General features: G+C 72.8%; 22 protein-coding genes. 21 read left to right on the plus strand and 1 reads right to left on the minus strand.

Features of this window, described 5'->3' with window-relative positions; genetic code table 11:
- Positions 1-68: 68 nt before the first annotated feature.
- Genes argS through thrB form a run of 4 tightly spaced genes read left to right on the plus strand, consistent with a single transcriptional unit; the run spans position 69 to position 5403 of the window.
- Entirely contained in the window at positions 69-1739 is a 1671-nt protein-coding gene (gene argS / locus CSPHI_RS04210; RefSeq protein WP_075691641.1) for an arginine--tRNA ligase, read from the plus strand.
- A gap of 3 nt (positions 1740-1742) precedes the next feature.
- On the plus strand, positions 1743-3143 hold the full coding sequence (lysA, locus tag CSPHI_RS04215) for a diaminopimelate decarboxylase (RefSeq protein WP_075691642.1): 1401 nt from the start codon (positions 1743-1745) through the stop codon (positions 3141-3143).
- Positions 3140-4474, plus strand: coding sequence for a homoserine dehydrogenase (locus CSPHI_RS04220; protein ID WP_075691643.1), 1335 nt, complete (start codon positions 3140-3142; stop codon positions 4472-4474). Before lysA ends, CSPHI_RS04220 begins: the two co-directional genes overlap by 4 nt.
- Positions 4475-4476: 2 nt before the next feature.
- Positions 4477-5403 (plus strand): homoserine kinase, encoded by a 927-nt coding sequence (gene thrB / locus CSPHI_RS04225; RefSeq protein ID WP_075691644.1) that lies wholly within the window; start codon positions 4477-4479, stop codon positions 5401-5403.
- Between the two features lie 45 nt (positions 5404-5448).
- Here the strand turns inward: thrB and CSPHI_RS04230 are convergent, their stop codons facing one another.
- The gene (locus tag CSPHI_RS04230; RefSeq protein ID WP_075691645.1) at positions 5449-7167 is read right to left on the minus strand and encodes a long-chain fatty-acid--CoA ligase; all 1719 of its coding nucleotides are present in this window, start codon (positions 7165-7167) and stop codon (positions 5449-5451) included.
- Positions 7168-7546: 379 nt separating this feature from the next.
- Here CSPHI_RS04230 and rho point away from each other — a divergent pair, with 379 nt between their 5' ends.
- The 17 genes from rho (at position 7547) to CSPHI_RS04315 (ending at position 23509) form a co-directional block, all read left to right on the plus strand.
- Positions 7547-9439 (plus strand): transcription termination factor Rho, encoded by a 1893-nt coding sequence (rho, locus tag CSPHI_RS04235; RefSeq protein WP_075691646.1) that lies wholly within the window; start codon positions 7547-7549, stop codon positions 9437-9439.
- A gap of 10 nt (positions 9440-9449) precedes the next feature.
- The gene (gene prfA / locus CSPHI_RS04240) at positions 9450-10523 is read left to right on the plus strand and encodes a peptide chain release factor 1 (protein WP_075691647.1); all 1074 of its coding nucleotides are present in this window, start codon (positions 9450-9452) and stop codon (positions 10521-10523) included.
- Positions 10524-11420 carry a peptide chain release factor N(5)-glutamine methyltransferase gene (gene prmC / locus CSPHI_RS04245; RefSeq protein ID WP_211274684.1) on the plus strand — a complete coding sequence of 299 codons (897 nt, stop codon included), beginning with the start codon at positions 10524-10526 and terminating at the stop codon, positions 11418-11420. It abuts the gene before it with no gap.
- Positions 11421-11512: 92 nt separating this feature from the next.
- Positions 11513-12178, plus strand: coding sequence for an L-threonylcarbamoyladenylate synthase (locus CSPHI_RS04250; RefSeq protein ID WP_075691648.1), 666 nt, complete (start codon positions 11513-11515; stop codon positions 12176-12178).
- A 61-nt stretch (positions 12179-12239) separates the two neighbouring features.
- A complete protein-coding gene (locus CSPHI_RS04255) occupies positions 12240-13514 on the plus strand; it encodes an MraY family glycosyltransferase (protein ID WP_084210439.1) in 1275 nt (424 codons plus the stop codon).
- 102 nt (positions 13515-13616) lie between these two features.
- On the plus strand, positions 13617-14084 hold the full coding sequence (locus CSPHI_RS04260; protein ID WP_075691649.1) for a Cg1360 family ATP-synthase-associated protein: 468 nt from the start codon (positions 13617-13619) through the stop codon (positions 14082-14084).
- A 406-nt stretch (positions 14085-14490) separates the two neighbouring features.
- On the plus strand, positions 14491-15303 hold the full coding sequence (gene atpB / locus CSPHI_RS04265; protein WP_075691650.1) for a F0F1 ATP synthase subunit A: 813 nt from the start codon (positions 14491-14493) through the stop codon (positions 15301-15303).
- Between the two features lie 124 nt (positions 15304-15427).
- Positions 15428-15673 (plus strand): ATP synthase F0 subunit C, encoded by a 246-nt coding sequence (locus CSPHI_RS04270; protein WP_075691651.1) that lies wholly within the window; start codon positions 15428-15430, stop codon positions 15671-15673.
- Positions 15674-15704: 31 nt separating this feature from the next.
- Positions 15705-16268, plus strand: coding sequence for a F0F1 ATP synthase subunit B (locus tag CSPHI_RS04275; protein WP_075691652.1), 564 nt, complete (start codon positions 15705-15707; stop codon positions 16266-16268).
- 7 nt (positions 16269-16275) lie between these two features.
- Positions 16276-17094 carry a F0F1 ATP synthase subunit delta gene (locus CSPHI_RS04280; protein WP_075691653.1) on the plus strand — a complete coding sequence of 273 codons (819 nt, stop codon included), beginning with the start codon at positions 16276-16278 and terminating at the stop codon, positions 17092-17094.
- Between the two features lie 54 nt (positions 17095-17148).
- Positions 17149-18789 carry a F0F1 ATP synthase subunit alpha gene (atpA, locus tag CSPHI_RS04285; RefSeq protein WP_075691654.1) on the plus strand — a complete coding sequence of 547 codons (1641 nt, stop codon included), beginning with the start codon at positions 17149-17151 and terminating at the stop codon, positions 18787-18789.
- Between the two features lie 54 nt (positions 18790-18843).
- Positions 18844-19833, plus strand: a complete 990-nt coding sequence (locus CSPHI_RS04290) for a F0F1 ATP synthase subunit gamma (RefSeq protein ID WP_075691655.1) — start codon at positions 18844-18846, stop codon at positions 19831-19833.
- A 2-nt stretch (positions 19834-19835) separates the two neighbouring features.
- Complete coding sequence (gene atpD, locus CSPHI_RS04295) at positions 19836-21275, plus strand: F0F1 ATP synthase subunit beta (RefSeq protein ID WP_075691656.1); 1440 nt, start codon at positions 19836-19838, stop codon at positions 21273-21275.
- Between the two features lie 12 nt (positions 21276-21287).
- The gene (locus CSPHI_RS04300) at positions 21288-21662 is read left to right on the plus strand and encodes a F0F1 ATP synthase subunit epsilon (protein ID WP_075691657.1); all 375 of its coding nucleotides are present in this window, start codon (positions 21288-21290) and stop codon (positions 21660-21662) included.
- Positions 21663-21923: 261 nt separating this feature from the next.
- Positions 21924-22412: a DUF2550 domain-containing protein gene (locus CSPHI_RS04305; RefSeq protein WP_075691658.1), complete on the plus strand. Its 489-nt coding sequence runs from the start codon at positions 21924-21926 to the stop codon at positions 22410-22412.
- A gap of 60 nt (positions 22413-22472) precedes the next feature.
- Positions 22473-23165 (plus strand): endonuclease NucS, encoded by a 693-nt coding sequence (nucS, locus tag CSPHI_RS04310; RefSeq protein WP_075691659.1) that lies wholly within the window; start codon positions 22473-22475, stop codon positions 23163-23165.
- Complete coding sequence (locus CSPHI_RS04315; protein ID WP_075691660.1) at positions 23165-23509, plus strand: hypothetical protein; 345 nt, start codon at positions 23165-23167, stop codon at positions 23507-23509. The genes nucS and CSPHI_RS04315 overlap by 1 nt, the downstream gene beginning before the upstream one ends.
- Positions 23510-23844: the final 335 nt, after the last annotated feature.

A 23844-nucleotide genomic window follows, 5' to 3' on the forward strand; every position in this document is an offset into this window, starting at 1 on the left:
GTGGGCCGGGGCGGTCGCGCATCGGGCACGTCCAAGTGTACGAGTCTCACCGGCTACTATGGCTCACCATGACTCCAGCCGAACTCGCCGCCCTGATCCGCGGCGTCGCCGTCGACGCATTCGCCGCCCACGACCTGCCCGCCGAGGTCATCCCGGAGCGGGTCACGGTGGAGCGGCCGCGCAACCCGGAGCACGGCGACTACGCCACCAACCTGGCCATGCAGTGCGCCGGCCGGGCCGGGGCGAACCCCCGCGAGGTCGCCGGCTGGATCGCCGGGGCGCTGGCCGGGGCCGCCGGGGTGGCCGAGGCCTCCGTCGCCGGGCCCGGGTTCATCAACATCCGGCTCGACGCCGGGGCACAGGGCCGGCTGGTCGACCAGATCCTCGCCGCCGGCGCGGCCTGGGGCCACGGGGCCGACTACGCCGGGGAGCGGATCAACCTCGAGTTCGTCTCCGCCAACCCCACCGGGCCGATCCACCTCGGCGGCACCCGCTGGGCCGCCGTCGGCGACGCCCTGGGCCGGGTGCTCGCCGCCCGCGGCGCCGAGGTCACCCGCGAGTACTACTTCAACGACCACGGCGAGCAGATCAACCGCTTCGCCCGCTCCCTGGTCGCCGCCGCCAAGGGCGAGCCGGCGCCGGAGGACGGCTACGGCGGGGCCTACATCGCCGACATCGCCGCCCGGGTGCTCGCCGACCACCCCGACGCCCTGGCCGATGCCGAGGCCGGGCGGATCGACGCCGCGGCGCTGCAGGAGATCTTCCGGGCCGAGGGCGTGGCGCTGATGTTCGCGCACATCCGCGACTCGCTGCGCGAATTCGGCGTGGACTTCGACGTGTTCTTCCACGAGAACTCCCTCTTCGAGTCCGGGGCCGTCGACGCCGCCATCGGCCGGCTGAAGGCCGACGGCCGGCTCTACGAGGCCGAGGGCGCCTGGTGGCTGCGCTCCACCGACTACGGCGACGACAAGGACCGGGTGGTGATCAAGTCCGACGGCCACGCCGCCTACATCGCCGGCGACATCGCCTACGTCGCCGACAAGTTCGCCCGCGGCCACGACCGGTGCATCTACATGCTCGGCGCCGACCACCACGGCTACGTCGCCCGGCTCAAGGCCGCCGCCGCCGCGCTCGGCCACGACCCGGACGCCGTGGAGGTGATGATCGGGCAGATGGTCAACCTGCTGCGCGACGGCACCCCGGTGCGCATGTCCAAGCGGGCCGGCACCGTGATCACCCTCGACGACCTGGTGGAGGCGATCGGCGTCGACGCCGCCCGCTACGCCCTGGTGCGCTCCTCGGTGGACTCCTCCCTGGACATCGACCTCGGCGTGTGGACCGCCCGCTCCAACGACAACCCCGTCTACTACGTGCAGTACGCCCACGCCCGGCTGTGCTCCCTGGCCCGCCGCGCCGAATCCGCCGGGGTGGCCGCCGCCGGGGCGGACACCGCGCTGCTCGACCACGACCGGGAGGGCACGCTCATCCGCACCCTCGGCGAGTTCCCGGCGGTGGTCGCCGCCGCCGCGCAGCTGCGCGAGCCGCACCGGGTGGCCCGCTACGCCGAGCAGCTCGCCGGGGTGTTCCACCGCTTCTACGACGCCTGCCAGGTGCTGCCCCGCGCCGGCGCGGACCCCGAGCCCCGGCACCTGGCCCGCTTCGCCCTCGCCGAGGCCACCCGGGTGACCCTGGCCAATGCCCTGGGCCTGCTCGGCGTCACCGCCCCGGAGAGGATGTAGCCGATGACCGTCGACGGAAGCGGATTCGACACCGAGCGGCCCCGGCCGCCCGCGGGGGACTTCAACGACCTGCCCGCCCACGTGTGGCCGGCGAGCGCGCACCGCCGCGCCGACGGCTCGGTGGCCATCGGCGGGGTGGGCCTGCCGGAGCTCGCCGCCGAGTACGGCACCCCGCTGCTCGTCCTCGACGAGGCGGACTTCCGCGCCCGCTGCCGGGCCATGGCCGCCGCCTTCGGCGGCGCGGCGAACGTGCACTACGCCTCCAAGGCCTTCCTGTGCACCACCGTCGCCCGCTGGGTGCACGAGGAGGGCCTGCACCTCGACGTGGCCAGCGGCGGGGAGATGGGCGTGGCCCTGGCCGGCGGCTTCCCGGCGGCGGACATGACCTTCCACGGCAACAACAAGTCCCCCGCAGAGCTCGCCGGGGCGGTCGCCGCCGGGGTGGGCCGGGTGGTGGTGGACTCCTTCACCGAAATCGACCGGCTCGCCGCCATCGCCGGCGAGGCCGGGATCGTCCAGGACGTGCTGGTGCGGGTCACCCCCGGCGTGGAGGCGCACACCCACGAGTTCATCGCCACCGCCCACGAGGACCAGAAGTTCGGCTTCTCCCTGGCCAGCGGGGACGCCGAGGAGGCCTGCGCCCGGGTGCTCGCCGCCGGGACGCTGCGGCTGACCGGGCTGCACTGCCACATCGGCTCCCAGATCGTCGACCCGGACGGGTTCATCCTCGCCGCGGAGCGGATCCTGGCCACCGTGGAGCGCCTGGTCGCCCGGCACGGCGCGGGCGTGGCCGAGGACCTGGCCACCCTCGACCTCGGCGGCGGCTTCGGCATCGCCTACCTGCCCGGGGACACCCCCCTGGACGTCGAGGCCCTGGCCGCCGGGATCCTCGGCGCCGTCGCGGAGACCGCCGACCGGCTGGGCATCCCCGCGCCGACCGTGGCGGTGGAGCCCGGGCGCAGCCTGATCGGCCCGGCGATGGTCACCGTCTACGAGGTGGGCACCGCCAAGACGGTGCACGTCGGCGAGGGGCTCACCCGCCGCTACCTCAGCGTGGACGGGGGCATGAGCGACAACATCCGGCCCGCCCTCTACGGCTCCGCCTATGATGGCCGGGTGGTCAACCGGGTGGTCGAGGGGGCGCCCACGCCCACCCGGGTCGTCGGCAAGCACTGCGAATCCGGCGACATCCTCGTCGACGACGCCGCCTACCCGGACGGCGTCGCCGAGGGCGACCTGCTCGCCATCGCCGCCACCGGCGCCTACTGCTACGCGATGGCCAGCCGCTACAACATGCTGACCCGGCCGCCGGTGGTGGCCGTGCGGGAGGGGGAGGCGCGCGCCCTCCTCCGCCGCGAGACCCTGTCCGACCTTCTGAGCCTGGAGAGTGAGAACCCCTCATGACCGCGACCACCTACAACCCCGGCAAGGGGGAGGGCTCGCCGGTGGGCGTGGCCATCCTCGGCCTCGGCACCGTCGGCGCGGAGGTGCTGCGCCTGCTCGGCGAACGCGCCGGCGACTTCGAGCGCCGCGTCGGCGGCCCCGTCGAGGTGCGCGCCGTGGCCGTGCGCGACAAGTCCAAGCCCCGCCCCGGGGTGGACCCGGACCTGCTCACCGACGACGCCTTCTCCCTGGTGGAGCGCGAGGACATCGACGTCATCGTGGAGGTCATCGGCGGCATCGACTACCCCCGCCGGGTGGTGCTCGCCGCGCTGAAGGCCGGCAAATCCGTGGTCACCGCGAACAAGGCCCTGGTCGCCGCCTGCGGGGCGGAGCTGTCCGACGCCGCGGAGTCCACCGGCGCGGACCTGTTCTTCGAGGCCGCCGTGGCCGCCGCGATCCCGGTGGTCGGCCCGCTGCGCCGCTCCCTGGCCGGGGACCAGGTGAACAAGGTCGTGGGCATCGTCAACGGCACCACCAACTTCATCCTGGACGCGATGGACGCCACCGGCGCCGACTACGACGACATGCTCGCCGAGGCCACCCGGCTGGGCTACGCCGAGGCCGACCCCACCGCCGACGTGGAGGGCCACGACGCCGCCTCCAAGGCCGCGATCCTCTCCGGGCTGGCCTTCCACACCCGGGTCACCGCCGATGACGTGCACTGCGAGGGGATCACCGGGATCACCGCCGAGGACATCGCCGCGGCGAAGGCCGCGGACTGCACCATCAAGCTGCTCGCCACCTGCGAGCGGGTCAAGGGCGAGGACGGCACCGAGGGCATCTCCGCCCGGGTCTACCCGGCGCTGATCCCGCGCCGGCACCCCCTGGCCACGGTGCGCGAATCCTTCAATGCGGTGTTCGTGGAGGCCGACGCCGCCGGCCGGCTGATGTTCTACGGCCGCGGCGCCGGGGGCAACCCCACCGCCTCCGCGGTGCTCGGCGACCTCGTCGCCGCCGGCCGCAACAAGGTCTTCGGCGGCCGCGCCCCGGGCGACTCCACCTACGCCAACCTGCCCATCCTCGACTTCGGGGAGGTCACCACGCGCTACCACATCGACCTGCACGTCGACGACCGGGTGGGCGTGCTCGCGGACATCGCGCGCACCTTCGCCGACGAGGGCATCTCGCTGCGCACGGTGCGCCAGGAGGGCGCCAACCCCGGCGCCCGGCTGGTGATCATCACCCACTCCGCGAAGGAGGACACCCTGCGCGGCTGCATCGACGCGCTCACCGACCTCGACGCGGTGCTCTCCATCAACTCCGTGATCCGGATCGAAGGGATGGACGTCTAGGCATGACCCAGGAGATCCTCCCCGGCCAGCGGGTCCGGGTCACCGTCCCCGGCTCCTCGGCGAACCTCGGCCCCGGCTTCGACACCCTGGGTCTGGCCCTGTCCGTGCACGACGTCGTCGACGTCGAGGTCATCGAGTCCGGGGTCGAGGTGGAGGTGCACGGCGAGGGCGCCGGCGAGCTGCCCGTCGACGAATCCCACCTGGTGGTCCGGGCGATCCGGGCCGGGCTGCACGCCGCCGGGGTCACCGCCCCGGGGCTCAGGGTGGTCTGCGACAACGCCATCCCGCAGTCCCGCGGCCTGGGCTCCTCGGCGGCCGCCGCGGTCGCCGGGGTCGCCGCCGCCAACGGCCTGGCCGGGTTCCCGCTGTCCACCGAGCAGCTCATCCAGGTGTCCTCGGTGTTCGAGGGCCACCCCGACAACGCCGCGGCCAGCGTGCTCGGCGGGGCGGTGGTCAGCTGGACCGACCGGCCGGTCGACGGGCGCACCGCGCCCCAGTATCGGGCCGTCGGCCTGCCGGTGCACCCCGGGATCCGGGCCACCGCCCTGGTGCCGGCCTTCCACGCCTCCACCACCGCGGTGCGCCAGGTGCTGCCCAGCGACGTCAGCCACGTCGACGCCCGCTTCAACGTCTCCCGCACCGCGGTGATGGTCACCGCGCTGACCGCGCATCCGGAGCTGCTCTGGGAGGGCACCCGGGACCGGCTGCACCAGACCTACCGGGCCGAGGTGCTGCCGGTGACCGCGGAATGGGTCAACCGGCTGCGCAACCGCGGCTACGCGGCCTTCCTCTCCGGGGCCGGGCCGACCTGCCTGGTGCTCGGCGTGGAGCCGGTGGCCGGGGAGATCCTCGACGAGGCCCGCCGGGCCGGGATCGCGGTGCTCGACCTCGAGGTCGCCGGGCCGGTCGCGGTCGAGGTGCTCGGCTGACCCGCCCGCGCCCGGGCGCCGGGCCGCGGCGGGGGAGGGGCCGGCTCAGTCCTCGCCGGGGCCGCGCAGGCAGATCACGTCCAGATCGCCGTCGGCGAGATGGGCGCGCAGATCCTTCTTGTCGAACTTGTCCACCGAGGTCTTGTCGATGTGGTCGACGAAGGCCCAGTACTCCGGCAGCATCCACTTCGGCAGCTTCGGGCGCAGGAAGTCCCGCAGCGACTCCGCGGTGGCCGCGGTGGGCTCGACCCCGTCGATGAGCACGGTCACCGCCAGCGGCCGCTCGCCCCATTTGCGGTCCGGCATCCCGATCACCGCGCATTCCACCACCTCCCGGGCGGCCATCACCAGGTTCTCCAGCTGCGCGGAGTAGATCCACTCGCCCCCGGAGCGGATCACGTCCCGGGCCCGGTCCTGCACGGTGAGGAAGCCGTCCCGGGTGATCGAGCCCACGTCGCCGGTGCGCAGCCAGCCGTCGGCGGTGAACTTCTCCGCGGCGTCCTCCACCGGTTTGCCGCGGAAGGTCGCCGCCCGGCCCCCGGCCTCCTCCTCCGGGGAGTGGTAGTAGCGGGCGGTGACCGTGTTGCCGCGCACCTGCAGCTCCCCCTGGTTGCGGTCGTGCAGGCCCAGCTGCCGGCCCGCCTCGTCGACGATCCGGAACTCCATGATGTCGCCGAAGCGGCCCTGGCTGACCCGGTAGCGGGTGCGCGCCTCCCCGGAGGCGCCCCGCGGGGGCCGGGCCACGGTGCCGATCGGGGAGGTCTCGGTCATCCCCCACAGGTGGGTGACGTCCACGCCGTAGCGCTCCTCCCACATCCGGATCAGCCGCGGCGGGGCCGGGGAGCCGCCCACGAAGATGTCCTGCAGGCTCATCCGCTCCGGGGGGTTGTTGAGGTAGTGCACCATCAGCGAGATCCACAGGGTGGGCACCCCCTGGGCGGCCCGGGGCAGCGAGGTCTCGATGATCTCGGCCAGCTTCGGCGCGGACACGTCCGCCCCGGGGAAGACCAGCGGCGCCCCGCAGGCGAAGGCCGCCAGCGGCACCCCCCAGCTGAGCACGTGGTAGATCGGCACGCAGCACAGCCAGGGGTCGCCGTGCGCGATCGCGAAGGCGTCCGGGGTGCGCAGGTTCAGGGTGTGCAGGTACAGCGCCCGGTGCGAGTACACCACCGCCTTCGGGGCGCCCTCGGTGCCGGTGGAGTAGCACATCGCCGCCCCCTCGGTCTCCGGGATCTCCGGCCAGTCGAAGCGGGCCGGCCGGCCGTCGATGAGCTCCTCGTAGGAGTGCCAGGCCACCCCCTCCGGCAGGTGCGCCGCCGCGGCGGCGAGATCGCCGACCCCGGTGAACACCACCGCGCGCACCCGGGGGCAGTCGCGCAGCAGCGGGCCGAGCTCCCCGGCCAGCGCCGGGTCGGCGATGATCACCTCGTCGCGGGCGTGGTTGATGATGTGCGTGATCTGATCCGGCATCAGCTGCTTGTTCAGCGGCTGGAACACCGCCCCCATGGCGGCCACCGCCAGGAAGGCCTCCAGGTGCTCGGCGCAGTTGTACATCAGGGTGCCCACCCGCTGGTCGCCGTCGATGCCCAGCTCATCGCGCAGGGCGTGCGCCAGGGCCGCGGCCCGGGCCCCGATCATGGCGAAGGTGGTGGTCTCCGGGCCGTCGGGGCCCCAGGTGGTGACCGGGGTGGCGGCGTGGATGGTGCGGCCGTATTCCAGGATCCGCGCCACCGACAGCGGGACCTCCTGCATGGTGCTGCGCATGGGCCCACCCTAGCCGGAGGCCCCCGGCCCCGGGCGCGGCCGGGGCCGGGCGCCCGGCGGGCCCGGGCGCGGCGCGACACACCGGGCGGGCCCGCCCCGGTTGCCCGCGGGGCGGTGCCGGGGCTACCCTCTAGGGCGATGGCCGACGCGGCCGACCCCGCACCCAGCCCGCCCCGTGACGGGCGCAGCGGCGAGTCCCAGCTCTTCCCCCGCATCGGCGCCATCCACCCCACATCTTTTCCCGCCGCGTGAGCGGGGCCCGCGTCCGGCTCGGACGCCCGGGTCCACCGCGGGCGGGCGCACGCCGCCCCATTGACGGGCCGGGTTCCCAATCGTCCCCGGCCGTGAAGCGGGTGGGGACCACCAGGAAAGGACATCCGTGACCGATACGGACACCAACGCCCAGGGCCAGCAGGAGAACCTGCCCGCGCTCCGGATGACGGAGCTGCGCGCGATCGCCGCCAAGAAGGGGATCCGGGGCATCTCCGCCATGCGCAAGCATGAGCTCATCGCCGCCATCCAGGGCCACGGCGGCGGCGCCGCCCCGGCGCAGCAGGCCCCCGCCAAGCGGCGGGAGGAGCCCGCCGGCGGCGCGGAGGACCGCGGCGGGGACGACTCCCGCGGCGGGGACGGCAACCGCGGTAAGGACGACTCCCGCGGCGGCGACGATGGCAACCGCGGGGGCAACGACCACCGCGGCAACGACGGCAACCGCGGCGGCGACGACGACCACCGCGGCGGCAGCGACGGCAACCGCGGCGGCAACGACGGCAACCGCGGCGGGGGCAACGACAACGCCGACGGCGGCGAGTCCCGCTCCCGCTCCCGGCGCAACCGGCGCAACCGCAACCGCGGCGGGGGCGATCAGGGCGGGGGCCAGAACCAGGGCAACCAGAACCAGGGCGGCTCCGGCGAGGGCAACCAGAACCAGGGCGGCGGCGGCCAGGGCGGCCGCAACCGCAACCGGGGCGACCAGGGCGACGGCGGCTCCGGCGGGGGCCGGCGCAACCGGCGCAACCGCCGGGACCGGCGCGGCCGGGACGGCTCCGGCGGCGGCGGGGGCGACGAGATCCGCGAGGACGACGTGCTGCAGCAGGTCGCCGGGATCGTCGACGTGCTCGACAACGGCTCCGGCTTCGTGCGCACCTCCGGGTACCTGCCCGGGCACAGCGACGTCTACGTCTCCCAGAACAACGTGCGCAAGTACGGGCTGCGCAAGGGCGATGCGGTGGTCGGCCAGGTGCGGATGCCGCGCGACGGCTCCGGCGCCGGCCAGGTCACCCACGGCTCCGGCCGCAACAAGCGCAAGTACAACCCGCTGGTGCGGGTCGACTCGGTCAACGGGCTCGACCCGGAGCAGGTGAAGAACCGGGCCCAGTTCTCCCGGCTCACCCCGCTGTACCCGAACCAGCGGCTGCGCCTGGAGACCGACCCGAAGATCCTGACCACCCGGGTGATCGACCTGATCATGCCGATCGGCAAGGGCCAGCGCGCGCTCATCGTCTCCCCGCCGAAGGCGGGCAAGACCACGATCATGCAGAACATCGCCAACGCGATCGCCACCAACAACCCCGAGTGCTACCTCATGGTCGTCCTCGTCGACGAGCGGCCGGAGGAGGTCACCGACATGCAGCGCTCGGTGCGCGGCGAGGTCATCGCCTCCACCTTCGACCGGCCGCCGAGCGACCACACCGCGGTCGCCGAGCTCGCCATCGAGCGGGCCAAGCGCCTGGTGGAGCAGGGCAAGGACGTCGTGGTGCTGCTCGACTCGATCACCCGCCTGGGCCGGGCGTACAACAACTCCTCGCCCGCCTCCGGGCGGATCCTCTCCGGCGGCGTGGACTCCAACGCGCTCTACCCGCCGAAGCGCTTCCTCGGCGCGGCCCGCAACATCGAGGAGGGCGGTTCGCTGACCATCGTGGCCACCGCCATGGTGGAGACCGGCTCCGCCGGCGACATGGTCATCTTCGAGGAGTTCAAGGGCACCGGCAACGCGGAGCTGAAGCTGGACCGGCGGATCTCCGAGCGCCGGGTGTTCCCGGCGGTGGACGTCAACCCCTCCGGCACCCGCAAGGACGAGCTGCTGCTCGGCCTGGAGGAGTCCCGGGTGATGCACAAGCTGCGCCGGATCCTCTCCGCCCTGGACCCGCAGGACGCCATCGACCTGCTCATCAAGCAGCTGAAGAAGACCCCGACGAACCGGGAGTTCCTCGCCCAGGTCGCCTCCAGCGCGCCGATGGCCGCCGACGTCGACGTCGACGACATGGTCTGAGGGGTCCGTCATGTCCGATAACGCAGGCGCCGTCGACGACATCCTCTCCGAGTACCACGGCCTGGAGATGCAGATGGCCGACCCGGAGCTGCACAATGATCCGGCCGCGGCCCGGCGGGTGGGCAAGCGCTACTCCCAGCTGCAGCCGGTGGTGGACTGCCACCGCAGGCTCACCCGCGTCGAGGAGGACCTCGGCGCCGCCCGGGAGATGGCCCGGGAGGACGCCGAGTTCGCCGCCGAGGCGGAGTCCCTGGAGGCGGAGCGGGTGGAGCTGGAGGAGCGGCTCGCCGATCTGCTGGCCCCGCGCGACCCCCATGACGGCGACGACATCGTGATGGAGGTCAAGTCCGGCGCCGGCGGGGAGGAGGCCGCCCTGTTCGCCGGGGAGCTGCTGCGCATGTACCAGCGCTACGCCGAGCGGCACGGCTTCGTCACCGAGATCCTGGGCCTGAGCGAATCCGATCTCGGCGGGGTCAAGGACGCCACCGTGTCCATCCGGGCGAAGACGCCCTCCCGCGACGGCGCGTGGAGCGTGTTCAAGTTCGAGGGCGGGGTGCACCGGGTGCAGCGGGTGCCGGTCACCGAATCCCAGGGCCGGATCCAGACCTCCGCCGCCGGCGTGCTGGTCTACCCGGAGCCCGATGAGGTCGAGGACGTCGAAATCGACGACAAGGACATCCGGGTGGACGTGTACCGCTCCTCCGGCAAGGGCGGCCAGGGGGTCAACACCACCGACTCGGCGGTGCGGATCACCCACCTGCCCACCGGGCTGGTGGTGACCTGCCAGAAGGAGCGCTCCCAGATCCAGAACCGGGCCCGGGCGATGCAGGTGCTCGCCGCGCGGCTGACCGCGCTGCGCGAGGAGGCCGCCGCCGCGGAGGCCTCCGACGCCCGCCGCTCCCAGGTGCGCACCATGGACCGCTCGGAGCGGGTGCGCACCTACAATTTCCCGGAGAACCGGATCTCCGATCACCGGATCGGCTACAAGGCGCACAACCTGGACGCCGTGCTCGGCGGGGACATGTCCGATCTGCTCGGCGCCCTGCACGACGCCGAGCGCCGGGAGCGCCTGGAGGCGGAGTAGGTGGCCGACCCGGCCCTGCACGAGCTGCTCGCCGCCGCCGCGGCGGAGCTCGCCGCCGCCGGCTGCGCCGCCCCCGAGGCGGAGGCGCTCCAGCTGGCCTGCCACGCCGCCGGCCGCGATCGCAGCGCGCTGCTGCTCGCCCGCCGGGATCCGGTGCCCGCGGACTCCCCGCTGCGCACCCGGCTGCCGGGGCTCATCGCCCGGCGGGCGCGCCGGGAGCCCCTGCAGCACATCATCGGCACCGCGGCGCTGCTCGACGTGGAGCTCGCCGTGGGCCCGGGGGTGTTCATCCCCCGCCCGGAGACCGAGTGCCTGGTCGACCACTACCTCCGCGGCAATGCGCTGGCCGCCCCGATCGTGGTGGATCTGTGCACCGGCACCGGGGCCATCGCCCTGGCGGTGGCCGCGGCGATCCCCGGCGCCCGGGTGAGCGCCGTGGAGCGCTCCCCGGAGGCGCTGGCCTGGGCCCGGCGCAACATCGACGCGGCGGCCGCGGCCCGGCCGGGGCTGCGGATCGCCGAGCGGGTGCGCCTGGTCCGCGGCGACGCCGCCGACCCCGGGCTGCTGCCCGGGCTGCGCGGCCGGGTGGACGCGGTGCTCACCAACCCCCCGTACGTGCCGGAGGGCTCCGCGGTGGACGCGGAGACCCGGGCGGACCCGCCGGAGGCGGTGTTCGCCGGCCCCGACGGGCTGGACCTGATCCGGCCGATGGCCCCGGTCATCGCCGCCCTGCTGCGCCCGGGCGGGCACCTTGCCATGGAACATGACGAGCACCAGCACCCGGCGGTGGCGGGGATCCTCGCCACCGCCGGGTTCACCGGGATCACCGCCCGGCGGGACCTCGCCGGCCGGGAACGGTTCACCACCGCGGTGCGCGGCGGCGCCGCGGGCGGGTAACCTCGTCCACCGGAACGGGCGCGCGCGCCCCGGGCGGCCGCCCGGGCGCGGCCGCGCCGGAGCACCAGGCGAAGGGACGGCGAGTACGGCCGATGAGCAGGATCTTCGATTGCGCCACGGAGCAGGGCCGGGAGGCCGGCCTGGCCGCCGCCGTGGACGCGGTGCAGGCCGGCCGGCTGGTGGTCATGCCCACCGACACCGTCTACGGCCTCGGCTGCGACGCCTTCGACAACGCCGCGGTGGCCGCGCTGCTGCGCGCCAAGCACCGCGGCCCCGATATGCCGGTGCCGGTGCTGGTGGGCTCCTGGTCCACCGTCGACGGGCTGGTCCGGGAGCGCACCGCCGCCGGGCGCACCCTGGTGGAGGCCTTCTGGCCGGGCGGGCTGTCCCTGGTGGTGAACCAGGCGCCCAGCCTGCCCTGGGACCTGGGCGACACCCGGGGCACGGTGATGCTGCGGATGCCGCTGCACCCGGTGGCCATCGAGCTGCTGCGCCGCACCGGACCGATGGCGGTGTCCAGCGCGAACATCTCCGGGCAGGACCCGGCGACCACCGCGCAGCGGGCCAAGCAGCAGCTGGGCGCGGAGGCGACGGTCTACCTGGACGCCGGGGAGGCCCCGGTGGGCACCCCCTCGACCATCGTGGACCTGTCCACCGGCCGGCCCCGGGTGCTGCGCGAGGGCGCGGTGGCCCTCGCCGACATCGCCCGGGTGCTCGACGTGGCCCCGGAGGCGCTGCGCGCCCCGGCCGGGGGCTAGCCCGGTGCCCCCGGTGCAGCAGGACCTGCTGGCCGCCGCCGGCGGCGGCGCCGGCGTGCCCATGCGCGAACTGGCGCTGCTCACCCTCGTCGCCGCGGCGGTGACCTACCTGCTCACCGGGGTGGTGCGGGTGGTCATGCTGCGCTCCGGGCGGGTGGACGCCCCGCGCAGCCGGGACGTGCACGACATCCCCAAACCGCGCCTGGGCGGGGCGGCGATGTTCACCGGCATCCTGGTGGCGCTGTGGCTGGCCCGGGAGCTGCCCGCGCTGACCCGCGGCTTCCCGCCGACCACCCCGGACCTCAGCGCGGTGCTCGCCGCCGCGTCGGTGCTCATCGTGGTCGGCATGGTCGACGACCTCTACGACCTGGACGCGGTGACGAAGTTCCTCGGCCAGGTCTTCGCCGCGCTGCTGCTCGCCCTCAAGGGCGTCACCTGGTACCTCATCTACCTGCCCTTCGGCGGCGGCGGGGTGCTGGTGCTGGACCCGGTGATCGCCACCGCGGTCACCGTGGTGTTCACGGTGACCCTGATCAACGCGATCAACTTCGTCGACGGCATCGACGGCCTCGCCGCGGGCCTGGGCATGATCGCCGCCGGGGCGATCCTCATCTACTCCATGGTGATGCTGCACGACCAGGGCGGGGCGGTGGCCGCCTACCCGCCGGCGATGATCTCGGCGATGCTGCTCGGCGCCTGCCTGGGCTTTTTGCCGCACAACTTCGAACCCGCCCGGATCTTCATGGGCGACTCCGGGGCGATGCTCATCGGGCTGCTGCTCGCCGCGGCGTCGATCTCCGCCTCCGGGCGGATCTCGCCCTCCATGTACGGCGTCGCCGACGCGGTGGCGCTGTGGTCGCCGGTGATCGTGGTCGCCGCGGCGCTGTCCGTGCCGCTGCTGGACCTGGTGCTCGCGGTGTGGCGGCGCACCCGGGCCGGGATGAGCCCCTTCGCCCCGGACAAGATGCACCTGCACCACCGGCTGCTGGCGATGGGCCACGGGCACCGGCGGGTGGTGCTGGTGCTGTACTCCTGGGTCTCCGTGGTCGCCTACGCGGCGGTGGCGACCACCGTCTTCCCGCCCCGGTTCGTGGTGCTCAGCTCGGTGCTGCTGCTCGCCGGGGCGGCCTGGATCACCTTCGGCCGGCGCTCCCCGGCCGGGGCCCGGCCCCGCGACGGGGCCCCCGCCGGAGGCGGGTTCGGCCGGTGGCCGGAGCCGCCGGCGGCGGCGGGGGAGCGGATCGCCGGCCGGGCCATGCCCCGGGAGGTGCCGCCGCCCGGGGCGGCCGGGTCGGGCGCCCGCCGGCCCCGCCGCGGCGGCCGCCGCCGGCGCTGAGGGCCCCGCGGCGCTGAGGGCCCCGCGGCGGGGGAGGGCCCCGCGCCGGGGGCGGGCCGAGGGGCGGCGGGCCGGATCCGCGGGCCCGGTATGATCCCCGGCGTGACCGAGCGCAACGTTGACCCCGCCGCCCCCGACGCCGGGCCCGCCGCCCCGGCCTCCCGGTACGACGACTCCCGGCGCCCGCTGGCCTCGGCGGCCCGGCACGGGGCGCTGGCCCTGGCCGCGGTGACCGTGGTCTCGCTGCTCATCTGGGGCGGCAAGGAGGGCCTGCCCGGGGTGTGGGCGGTGCTGCTGGGCGCGGCCATCGGCGGCGGTTTCGTGCTGCTCACCGTGGCCACGGTGTGGGCCACCGCGCGCACCAGCCCCACGGTCACCGGGGCGGTGGTGCTCGGCGGCTGGCTGCTGAAGATCATCGCCCTGATCGCGGTGCTGGCGCTCATCCGCGACGCCGGCTTCTACGACCGGATCGCCTTCGTGGTCACCGTGGCGGTGGTGCTGGTGGCCACCCTCGCCGCCGAGGTGTGGGGGATGGCACAGGAGAACCTGACCTACGCCGGCTCGCGCTGAGCCGCCCCGCGGACCGGGGCGGGTGCGCTGACCTGCGCCTGCGCCGGCCCACCCGATCGGCGGTGCGCCGATCCCCCGGTGCGGGGGACCCGGTGCGCCGCCGTCGGGGTTTCCGGGGGTGTCCCGGGTGGGAAAGCACATTGCCGAACTGTTATCCTCGGCAATGGGTTAGCCAGCCGAGCCCGTACCAGCCATGAGCCGCCGTGAGGCGGCGCACCCGGCCTGCGATCTCGGCGGCGGGCCGGCGTCCGCGCCGGGTCGCCGCAGGCTGCGCGCCCCGTGAGCTCCGCCCCGATGTGCGAGGGAATCCGCGGCGCCGCACGTTAAACGGTCATCCCTCGCACCGCTTGACCTGGTTCTTGCGGCCCAAACACGGGAGAGAACGCTGAGCGTTACAACACTTGCCATGAAGGGCGAATTCCACTCGCCCAGCTTGGAGGAGGAGTATTTCCCGGGTGAGTTGGCGGAGAGGAATCTTCTCCCCAGCGAGTTCATCTTCGGCTCGACGGGCGACTGGTTCGCCTTCGACCGGCTGATGCTCGTCCGGCTGCTCATGGCCGTCCTCGTCGGCGTGTTCTTCGTCATCGCCATGCGGCGACCGAAGCTCGTGCCGTCGGGGGTGCAGAACGTCGCGGAGTACTTCCTGGACTTCGTCCGCATCCACATCGCCGAGGACATCCTGGGCAAGAAGGAGGGGCGCCGGTTCCTGCCGGTCATCGCCACCATCTTCTTCCTCGTCTTCGCGATGAACCTCGCGGCCGTCATCCCGGGACTGAACATCTCGCCGAACGCGCGCGTCGGCATGCCCCTGGTTCTGGCGATCTTCGCCTACATCACGTTCATCTACGCGGGCTCGAAGAGGTACGGCTTCTTCAAGTACGTGAAGTCCTCCGTGGTGATCCCGAACCTGCCGCCGGCGCTCCACATCATCGTGGTGCCGATCGAGATCTTCTCCACCTTCGTCCTGCGTCCGGCCACCCTGACCATCCGTCTGATGGCCAATATGCTGGCCGGCCACATGGTCCTGGTCCTGCTGTTCGGTGCCACGAACTTCTTCTTCTGGCAGCTGAACGGCTGGACGGCCCTGTCCGGACTGACCCTGGTCGCATCGGTCCTGTTCACGCTGTTCGAGCTGCTGGTGATTTTCCTGCAGGCGTACATCTTCGCCCTGCTGGCCGCCGTCTACATCGAGCTGTCGCTGCACGCGGACGAGCACTAGGCCCCGGGCCCGGGCACCCCCGGGAACGGATACTCCCAACTGAATAGCAAGACCCCCTTCCCAACCGCCCCGGGCCCGAGAAACCAACCCCGCCCGGGACTCCCAGAAAGGCACACGGTTCACCATGAACGACGTCATCCTCAGCCAGGCCGCCAACGCGGACGCCACCGGCAGCGGCCTGAAGGTCATCGGCTACGGCCTGTCCACCCTGGGCCCCGGCCTGGGCATCGGCATCGTCGCCGGCAAGACCGTCGAGGGCATGGCCCGTCAGCCCGAGATGGCCGGCCAGCTGCGCACCACCATGTTCCTGGGCATCGCCTTCACCGAGGCGCTGGCCCTGATCGGCCTGGTCGCCGGCTTCATCTTCTGAGTCCGGACCTACAAGCGGAAGACACTGAACCATGAACGATTTCATCTACCTCCTGGCGGAGGAGGCGTTGCCCATGGGCGACAAGCTCAATCCGCTGGTGCCCAAGACGTATGACATCGTCTGGTCCATTGTCCCGCTCGTTATCATCCTGGTCATCTTCTGGAAGCTCGTGCTCCCGAAGTTCCAGGAGGTCCTGACTGAGCGGGAGGACCGGATTGAGGGCGGCATCGAGCGCGCCGAGGCCGCGCAGGCCGAGGCCAAGGCCGCCCTCGAGAAGTACAACAGCCAGCTCGCCGAGGCCCGGACCGAAGCCGCGAAGATCCGCGACGAGGCCCGCGTGCAGGGCCAGAAGATCATCGCCGACGCCACCGCGAAGGCGAATGAGGAATCCGGCCGCATCCTGGAGAACGGGGAGCGCCAGCTCGCCGCCCAGCGCGAGCAGGTCGTCGCGGAGCTGCGCAAGGAGATGGGGCAAAACTCGATCAACCTGGCTGAGCGCCTCCTCGGCGAGCAGCTGTCGGACGGCGTGAAGACCTCCGGCACGATCGATCGCTTCCTCGGCAACCTCGACACCGTGGCCCCGGCCGGAAAGTAGGCGGAACATGCACGCAGCGAGCCGCGAAGCACTGGACGCCCTGCGCTCCGATCTCGACGCCCGGATCCGCGGGGCCGATAACCCGGTCGCCGCGGCGGCCGGCGCCGGCGCGGAGCTCTTCGACGTCGTCGAGCTGCTCGACTCCGACCGCGCGCTGCGCGTCGCGGTCGCCGACTCCTCCGCGACCCCGGAGCGCCGCTCCGGGATCCTGCGGGAGCTGCTGGCGGGCAAGGTCTCCGACCTGACCGCGGGCATCGTCGGCGAGGCGACCGCGCGGCAGTGGTCCAGCGCCCGCGATCTGCGCTCCGGCCTGGTGGAGCTGGGCCGGCGCGCCCTGCTGCGCGCGGCCGAGGCGGAGGGCCGACTCGACGCGGTCGAGGACGAGCTGTTCCGGCTGGGCCACCTCCTGGCGAACGAACCGCAGCTGGAGCAGCTGCTGGCGGACAAGACCGCCACCCCCGAAGCCAAGCGCGGGCTCCTGGCCTCCGTGCTCTACGGCAAGGTCACCCCGGTGACCGAGGCCCTGGCACTGCAGGCGGTCGGGCGCCCCGAGCGGCGTCCCGCGGACGACATCGACTCCCTCTCCGGCTTGGCCGCCAGCCTCCGGAACCGGACCGTCGCCCGTGTGACCAGCGCCACCACCCTCTCCGAGGAGCAGGAGCGGACCCTGGCGGACAAGCTCGGCGGCATCTACGGCGCCGACATGTCCATCCACACCGACATCGACGAGTCGATTCTCGGCGGCCTGGTCATCCGGGTCGGCGATGAGGTCATCGACGGCAGCCTCTCGACGAAGCTCGAGAAGCTCCGCGTCGGCCTCGGCTGACGGATGGTTTTGAACGTATTCACCGAAAGAGAAATTACCGAGAGCAGGAAGACTATGGCGGAGCTGACGATCTCCTCCGATGAGATCCGTAGCGCGATTGCGAACTACACCTCGAGCCACTCCCCGGAGGCCTCCCGAGAGGAGGTCGGCGTGGTGATCAGCGCGGCTGACGGCATCGCCCAGGTGTCCGGCATGCCGTCGGTCATGACCAACGAGCTGCTGGAGTTCCCCGGCGGGGTCATCGGCGTGGCGCAGAACCTCGACACCGACAAGATCGGCGTCGTCATCCTGGGCAACTTCGAGACCCTCGCCGAGGGCGACGAGGTCAAGCGGACCGGCGAGGTCCTGTCCATCCCGGTCGGGGACGAGTTCCTCGGCCGGGTGATCAACCCCCTGGGCGAGCCCATCGACGGCCTCGGCGACATCGCCGCCGAGGAGCAGCGCGTCCTGGAGCTGCAGGCGCCCTCGGTGCTGCAGCGCCAGCCGGTCGAGGAGCCGATGCAGACCGGCATCAAGGCCATCGACGCGATGACCCCGATCGGCCGCGGCCAGCGGCAGCTCATCATCGGCGACCGCAAGACCGGCAAGACCGCGGTCTGCCTGGACACCATCATCAACCAGAAGGCGAACTGGGAGTCCGGCGATCCGGCCAAGCAGGTGCGCTGCATCTACGTCGCGATCGGCCAGAAGGGCTCCACCATCGCCGGGGTCCGGCAGACCCTCGCCGACAACGGCGCCCTGGACTACACCACCATCGTCGCCGCCCCGGCGTCGGATTCGGCCGGCTTCAAGTGGCTGGCGCCCTTCGCCGGCGCCGCCCTGGGCCAGCACTGGATGTACCAGGGCAAGCACGTCCTGGTCATCTACGACGACCTGACCAAGCAGGCCGAGGCCTACCGCGCGATTTCGCTGCTGCTGCGCCGCCCGCCGGGCCGCGAGGCCTACCCGGGCGACGTGTTCTACCTGCACTCCCGCCTGCTGGAGCGCGCGGCGAAGCTCTCCGACGACATGGGCGCCGGCTCGCTGACCGCGCTGCCGATCATCGAGACCAAGGCCAACGACGTCTCGGCGTTCATCCCCACCAACGTCATCTCGATCACCGACGGCCAGGTCTTCCTGGAGTCCGACCTGTTCAACCAGGGCGTCCGGCCGGCGATCAACGTGGGCATCTCGGTGTCCCGCGTCGGCGGCGCCGCCCAGACCAAGGGCATGAAGAAGGTCTCCGGCAACCTGCGCCTGGACCTGGCCGCCTACCGTGACCTGGAGGCCTTCGCCATGTTCGCCTCGGACCTCGACGACGCGTCGAAGTCCCAGCTCGAGCGCGGCCAGCGCCTGGTGGAGCTGCTCAAGCAGAAGGAGAACCAGCCGCAGCCGGTGGAGGACCAGATGGTGTCCATCTGGCTCGCCGGCGAGGGCGAGTTCGACGACGTCCCGGTGGAGGACGTGCGCCGCTTCGAGGCGGAGCTGCTGGAGCACCTGCACGCGGAGAACACCGCCGTGTTCGACCAGATCGACGGCGGGCAGCCCTTCTCCGACGAGTCCAAGGAGACGCTGAAGCAGGCGGTCGCCAAGTTCAAGCGCGGCTTCCAGACCTCCGAGGGCCACCCGGTGGTCCAGGAGGCCCCGGCCGATGCGCTGCCGGAGAAGGATCTGCGCAAGGAGCAGATCACCGTCTCCCGCAAGTCCGCGAAGTAGGCGGGCATGCAGGACAGGACAACCCACGGACACGCGGAAGGGAGGCGTTAGGCGATGGCGAATCTTCGTGAACTCAGGGCCCGCATCAAGTCGGTCAACTCGACGAAGAAGATCACCAAGGCGCAGGAGCTGATCGCGACCTCGCGAATCACCAAGGCGCAGCGGCGGGTCGCGGACTCGCAGCCCTACGCCGACGAGATCGAGGGCGTGATCAGCCGCCTGGCCTCGGCGTCCTCGCTCGACCACCCGATGCTGCGGGAGCGCGAGGGCGGCCGTCGGGCCGCGGTGCTGGTCGTGACCAGCGACCGCGGCATGTGCGGCGGCTACAACCACAACGTGCTGAAGAAGGCCGCGGAGCTGCGCGCCAAGCTGGAGCAGGAGGGCCACGAGGTCGCCCTCTACGTCACGGGCAAGAAGGGGATCGACTACTACGACTTCCGGCAGATTCCGCTGGCCGGGGCGTGGCACGGATTCTCCCAGGACCCGGAGTACGCCGCGACGCATGACGTGCGCCGGCATCTCATCGACGGCTTCGTCGCCTCCAGCGAGGGCGCGGCCAAGTGGCGCGAGGGCCTGCGCGATGTGCGCGAGGGCGAGCCGGTGACCGGATTCGACCAGGTGCACATCGTGTACACCCGGTTCGTGTCCATGCTCACCCAGGTGCCCACCGCGCACCAGATGCTGCCCATCGAGCCCGTCTTCGAGGACGAGGAGATCGAGCTCGGCGAGGACATGCTGTCCAACGCCGCCGAGGCCTCCGAGCTCCAGCCCGACTACGAGTTCGAGCCGGACGCGGACACCCTGCTGTCCGAGCTGCTTCCGCAGTACGTGTCGCGCAGCCTCTTCGCCGTGATGCTGGAGGCGGCCGCGAGCGAGTCGGCCGCCCGCCGCAACGCGATGAAGTCGGCCACGGACAACGCCAACGAGCTGGTCAAGGACCTCTCGCGGGTGGCCAACCAGGCACGTCAGGCGCAGATTACCCAGGAAATCACAGAGATCGTCGGTGGCGCCGGTGCGCTCGACGACAGCGGAGAAAGTGACTAGATATGAGCACAGCTCTCAAGGAGCAGAACACCGCGACGGCCACTGGCCGCGTCGTGCGTGTCATCGGTGCCGTCGTCGACGTGGAGTTCCCGCGTAACGAGCTCCCGGCACTGTACAACGCCCTCACGGTGGAGGTGACCCTGGAGGCGGTGGCCAAGACCATCACCCTGGAGGTCGCCCAGCACCTCGGCGACAACATGATCCGGACCATCTCGATGGCCCCCACCGACGGCCTGGTGCGCGGCACCGAGGTCGTCGACACCGGCCGCCCGATTTCGGTGCCGGTCGGCGACGTGGTCAAGGGCCACGTCTTCAACGCCCTCGGCGACTGCCTCGACGAGCCGGGCCTCGGCCGCGACGGCGAGCAGTGGGGCATCCACCGCGAGCCGCCGGCCTTCGACCAGCTCGAGGGCAAGACCGAGATCCTGGAGACGGGCATCAAGGTCATCGACCTGCTCACCCCCTACGTCAAGGGCGGCAAGATCGGCCTCTTCGGCGGCGCGGGCGTGGGCAAGACGGTGCTCATCCAGGAGATGATCACCCGCATCGCCCGCGAGTTCTCCGGCACCTCGGTGTTCGCCGGCGTCGGCGAGCGCACCCGCGAGGGCACGGACCTCTTCCTGGAGATGGAGGAGATGGGCGTGCTGCAGGACACCGCCCTGGTGTTCGGCCAGATGGACGAGCCGCCGGGGGTGCGCATGCGCGTGGCCCTGTCCGGGCTGACCATGGCGGAGTACTTCCGGGACGTGCAGCACCAGGACGTGCTGCTGTTCATCGACAACATCTTCCGCTTCACCCAGGCCGGCTCCGAGGTGTCCACCCTGCTGGGCCGGATGCCCTCGGCGGTGGGCTACCAGCCCACCCTGGCCGACGAGATGGGCGTGCTGCAGGAGCGGATCACCTCCACCAAGGGGCGCTCCATCACCTCCCTGCAGGCGGTCTACGTGCCCGCGGACGACTACACCGACCCGGCCCCGGCGACCACCTTCGCGCACCTCGACGCGACCACGGAGCTCTCCCGCTCCATCGCCTCGAAGGGCATCTACCCGGCGGTGGACCCGCTGACCTCGACCTCCCGGATCCTGGAGCCGTCGATCGTCGGCGAGGAGCACTACCGGGTGGCGCAGCAGGTGATCAACATCCTGCAGAAGAACAAGGAGCTGCAGGACATCATCGCCATCCTCGGCATGGACGAGCTCTCCGAGGAGGACAAGGTCACCGTGCAGCGCGCCCGGCGGATCCAGCGCTTCCTCGGCCAGAACTTCTTCGTCGCGGAGAAGTTCACCGGGCTGAAGGGCTCCTACGTGCCGCTGAAGGACACCATCGTGGCCTTCGACCGGATCTGCAAGGGCGACTTCGACAACTACCCGGAGATGGCCTTCGACGGCCTGGGTGGGCTCGACGACGTCGAGAAGAAGTACGCCGAAATGCAGAAGAAGTAGGGGGCGGCGCACATGGCTGACATCACCGCTGAACTGGTCGCCGTGGAGCGGAAGCTCTGGGAGGGCCGGGCCACCCTGGTCTCCGCGCAGACCACCGAGGGTGAGATCGGCGTGCTCCCCGGCCACCAGCCGCTGCTCGGCCAGCTGGTCGACAACGGCGCCGTGGTCATCCGCACCGTCGACGGGGAGCGCCTCGTCGCCGCGGTGCAGGGCGGCTTCCTCTCCGTGTCCCCGACCAAGGTGACCATCCTCGCCGATTCGGCGCGGTGGGCCTCCGAGGTCGACGTCACCGCCGCCGAGGAGGCGCTGTCCTCCGAGGACCACGTGGTCAAGGCGCGCGCGGAATCGGAGCTGCGCGCCCGCCGGCGCGCCGCCGCCGAGGTCTAGGGCGCCCCGCCCCGAGACGCCGCCGGCCCCGGCCCCCGCCCACGGGGGCCGGGGCCGGCGGCGTCCCCGCATGCCCCGGCCGGCGGCCATCGGCGCAGGTGGGCCGCCGGGCAGCGGGCGATAAGCGATACCGCGGGCGGCATTTCGCCGCGGGCGCCGGGCTGGGTTAAGGTGAATCCCGACGCGCGGCGGCGCGGCTGACCGCACGGGCCCCACCGACCACCCCCGGGGCGCCGGCGGCCGAGTGGAAGCGAGGCCCTGATGAACTGGTTCGCGGTCATCATCCTGATCGGCGGCATCGCCTTCGCGACCGGCGGCGCCCTGGCCCTGTGGCGCTTCACCCGGCTGCGCTCCACCGGCATCCCGGTGGCCATCCGGGAGCTGCCCGCCGCCGGCGACGGCCACGGCTGGCGGCACGGGGTGCTGCTGTGCAGCGATCTCGACGCCCGCTTCTACAAGCTGCGCTCGCTGCGCCCCGGCGCCGACATCGAACTGCACCGGCAGCGCGTGGAGCTGACCTCCCGCCGCGCTCCCACCCGGATCGAGGCGGGCATCTTCGGCTCCGGGGTCCGGGTGCTGGTCCTCGACGCCGGGGAGGCCGGCCGGATCGAGATGGCCGCGGACGCCTGCGCGGACACCGCCCTGGTGGCCTGGTTGGAGTCCTCGCCCTCGGTGCGGCAGACCCGCACCCTGCCGGTGGACATCGAGCGCACCTTCCGCAGCCAGCGCGCCCGCGGCCGGCGCCGCTGAGGCCGCGTACGCCCCGGCCACCCGATCCGCCCGCCCCGGGCGGCGGGTTATGGTGGTCGAATGCGCCTCGTCATCGCCCGCTGCGCCGTCGACTACGTCGGCCGGCTCACCGCCCACCTGCCCCTGGCCCCCCGGCTGCTGCTGGTGAAGGCCGATGGATCGGTGTCCGTGCACGCCGACGACCGCGCCTACAAGCCGCTGAACTGGATGACCCCGCCGTGCACGCTCACCGAGCGGCCGATCCTCGACGCCGAGGGGGAGGAGACCGGGGAGCTGCTCTGGGTGGTGGAGAACCGCAAGGGCGAGCAGCTGCGGATCACCCTCGCCGAGGTGCTGCTCGACCATGAGGAGGCCCTCGGCGAGGATCCCGGCCTGGTCAAGGACGGGGTGGAGGATCATCTCCAGGAGCTGCTCGCGGAGCATTTCGGCACCTTCGGGGAGGGCTGGACGCTGATCCGCCGCGAGTTCCCCACCGCGATCGGCCCGGTGGACCTGCTCGGCCGGGACGCCGCCGGGGCCACGGTGGCGGTGGAGGTCAAGCGCCGCGGCACCATCGAGGGCGTGGAGCAGCTCACCCGCTACCTGGACCTGCTCAACCGGGACGAGCTGCTCGCCCCGGTCGCCGGGGTCTTCGCCGCCCAGGAGATCCGGCCCCAGGCGCGCACCCTCGCCGAGGACCGCGGGATCCGCTGCGTCACCGTGGACTACGAGGCGCTGCGCGGGGCCGAGTCCGACGAGCTGCGGCTGTTCTGATGCCCCGGCGCAATCGACCCGGCCGCCGCCGCGGCCGGCCCCGGGGCGCCGGCCCCGGCCCGGCGCCGCGGCCGCTGCCGGCCCACGGCTCGGCCTTCACGCCCACCCGGGTGGAGCCCGGGCCGGGCCGGCTGGCCGGCGAGGAGTTCCGGGTGCGCGACATCTCCGCCGGGCAGGCGGTGAAGTGGTACCGCTGCCCGGGCTGCGATCAGGAGATCCCGCCCGGGGTGGCCCATGTGGTGGCCTGGCCGGAGTCCTGGGGCGCCGGGGCCGACGACCGCCGGCACTGGCACCGCAACTGCTGGGCCAAACGCGGCCACCGGGGCCCGACCCGGCGCCGCTGAACCGGGCCCGCCCGGGCGGATCCGGTACGCCGCGGGACCCCGGGAATCAACCCTGTGGCCTTCATCACCACCCCGGGACCGGGTGCGTCCCCTCGGTCTAGAATCGCATCCGGCAGTACCCGAATACGCGATTGAGCATGACGCCGGAAGCGCACGCCCCGGCCGCGGACCCGGGCGCCCGGCGATGGCCGCCGGGCCCGGTGCGCGGGGCCGGACGCCCGGCCGGTCGCCGTTCGGGAAGTCCCGGCGGGCAATCCGGCCCGTGGGATCCGACGCACGCGCCCCGGCGGGCCACCCCGCCCGCGGTGGCGCGGGAGCACGAAAGGGGGTCGCCC

This window comes from Corynebacterium sphenisci DSM 44792, assembly GCF_001941505.1.
GTDB classification, from domain to species: domain Bacteria; phylum Actinomycetota; class Actinomycetes; order Mycobacteriales; family Mycobacteriaceae; genus Corynebacterium; species Corynebacterium sphenisci.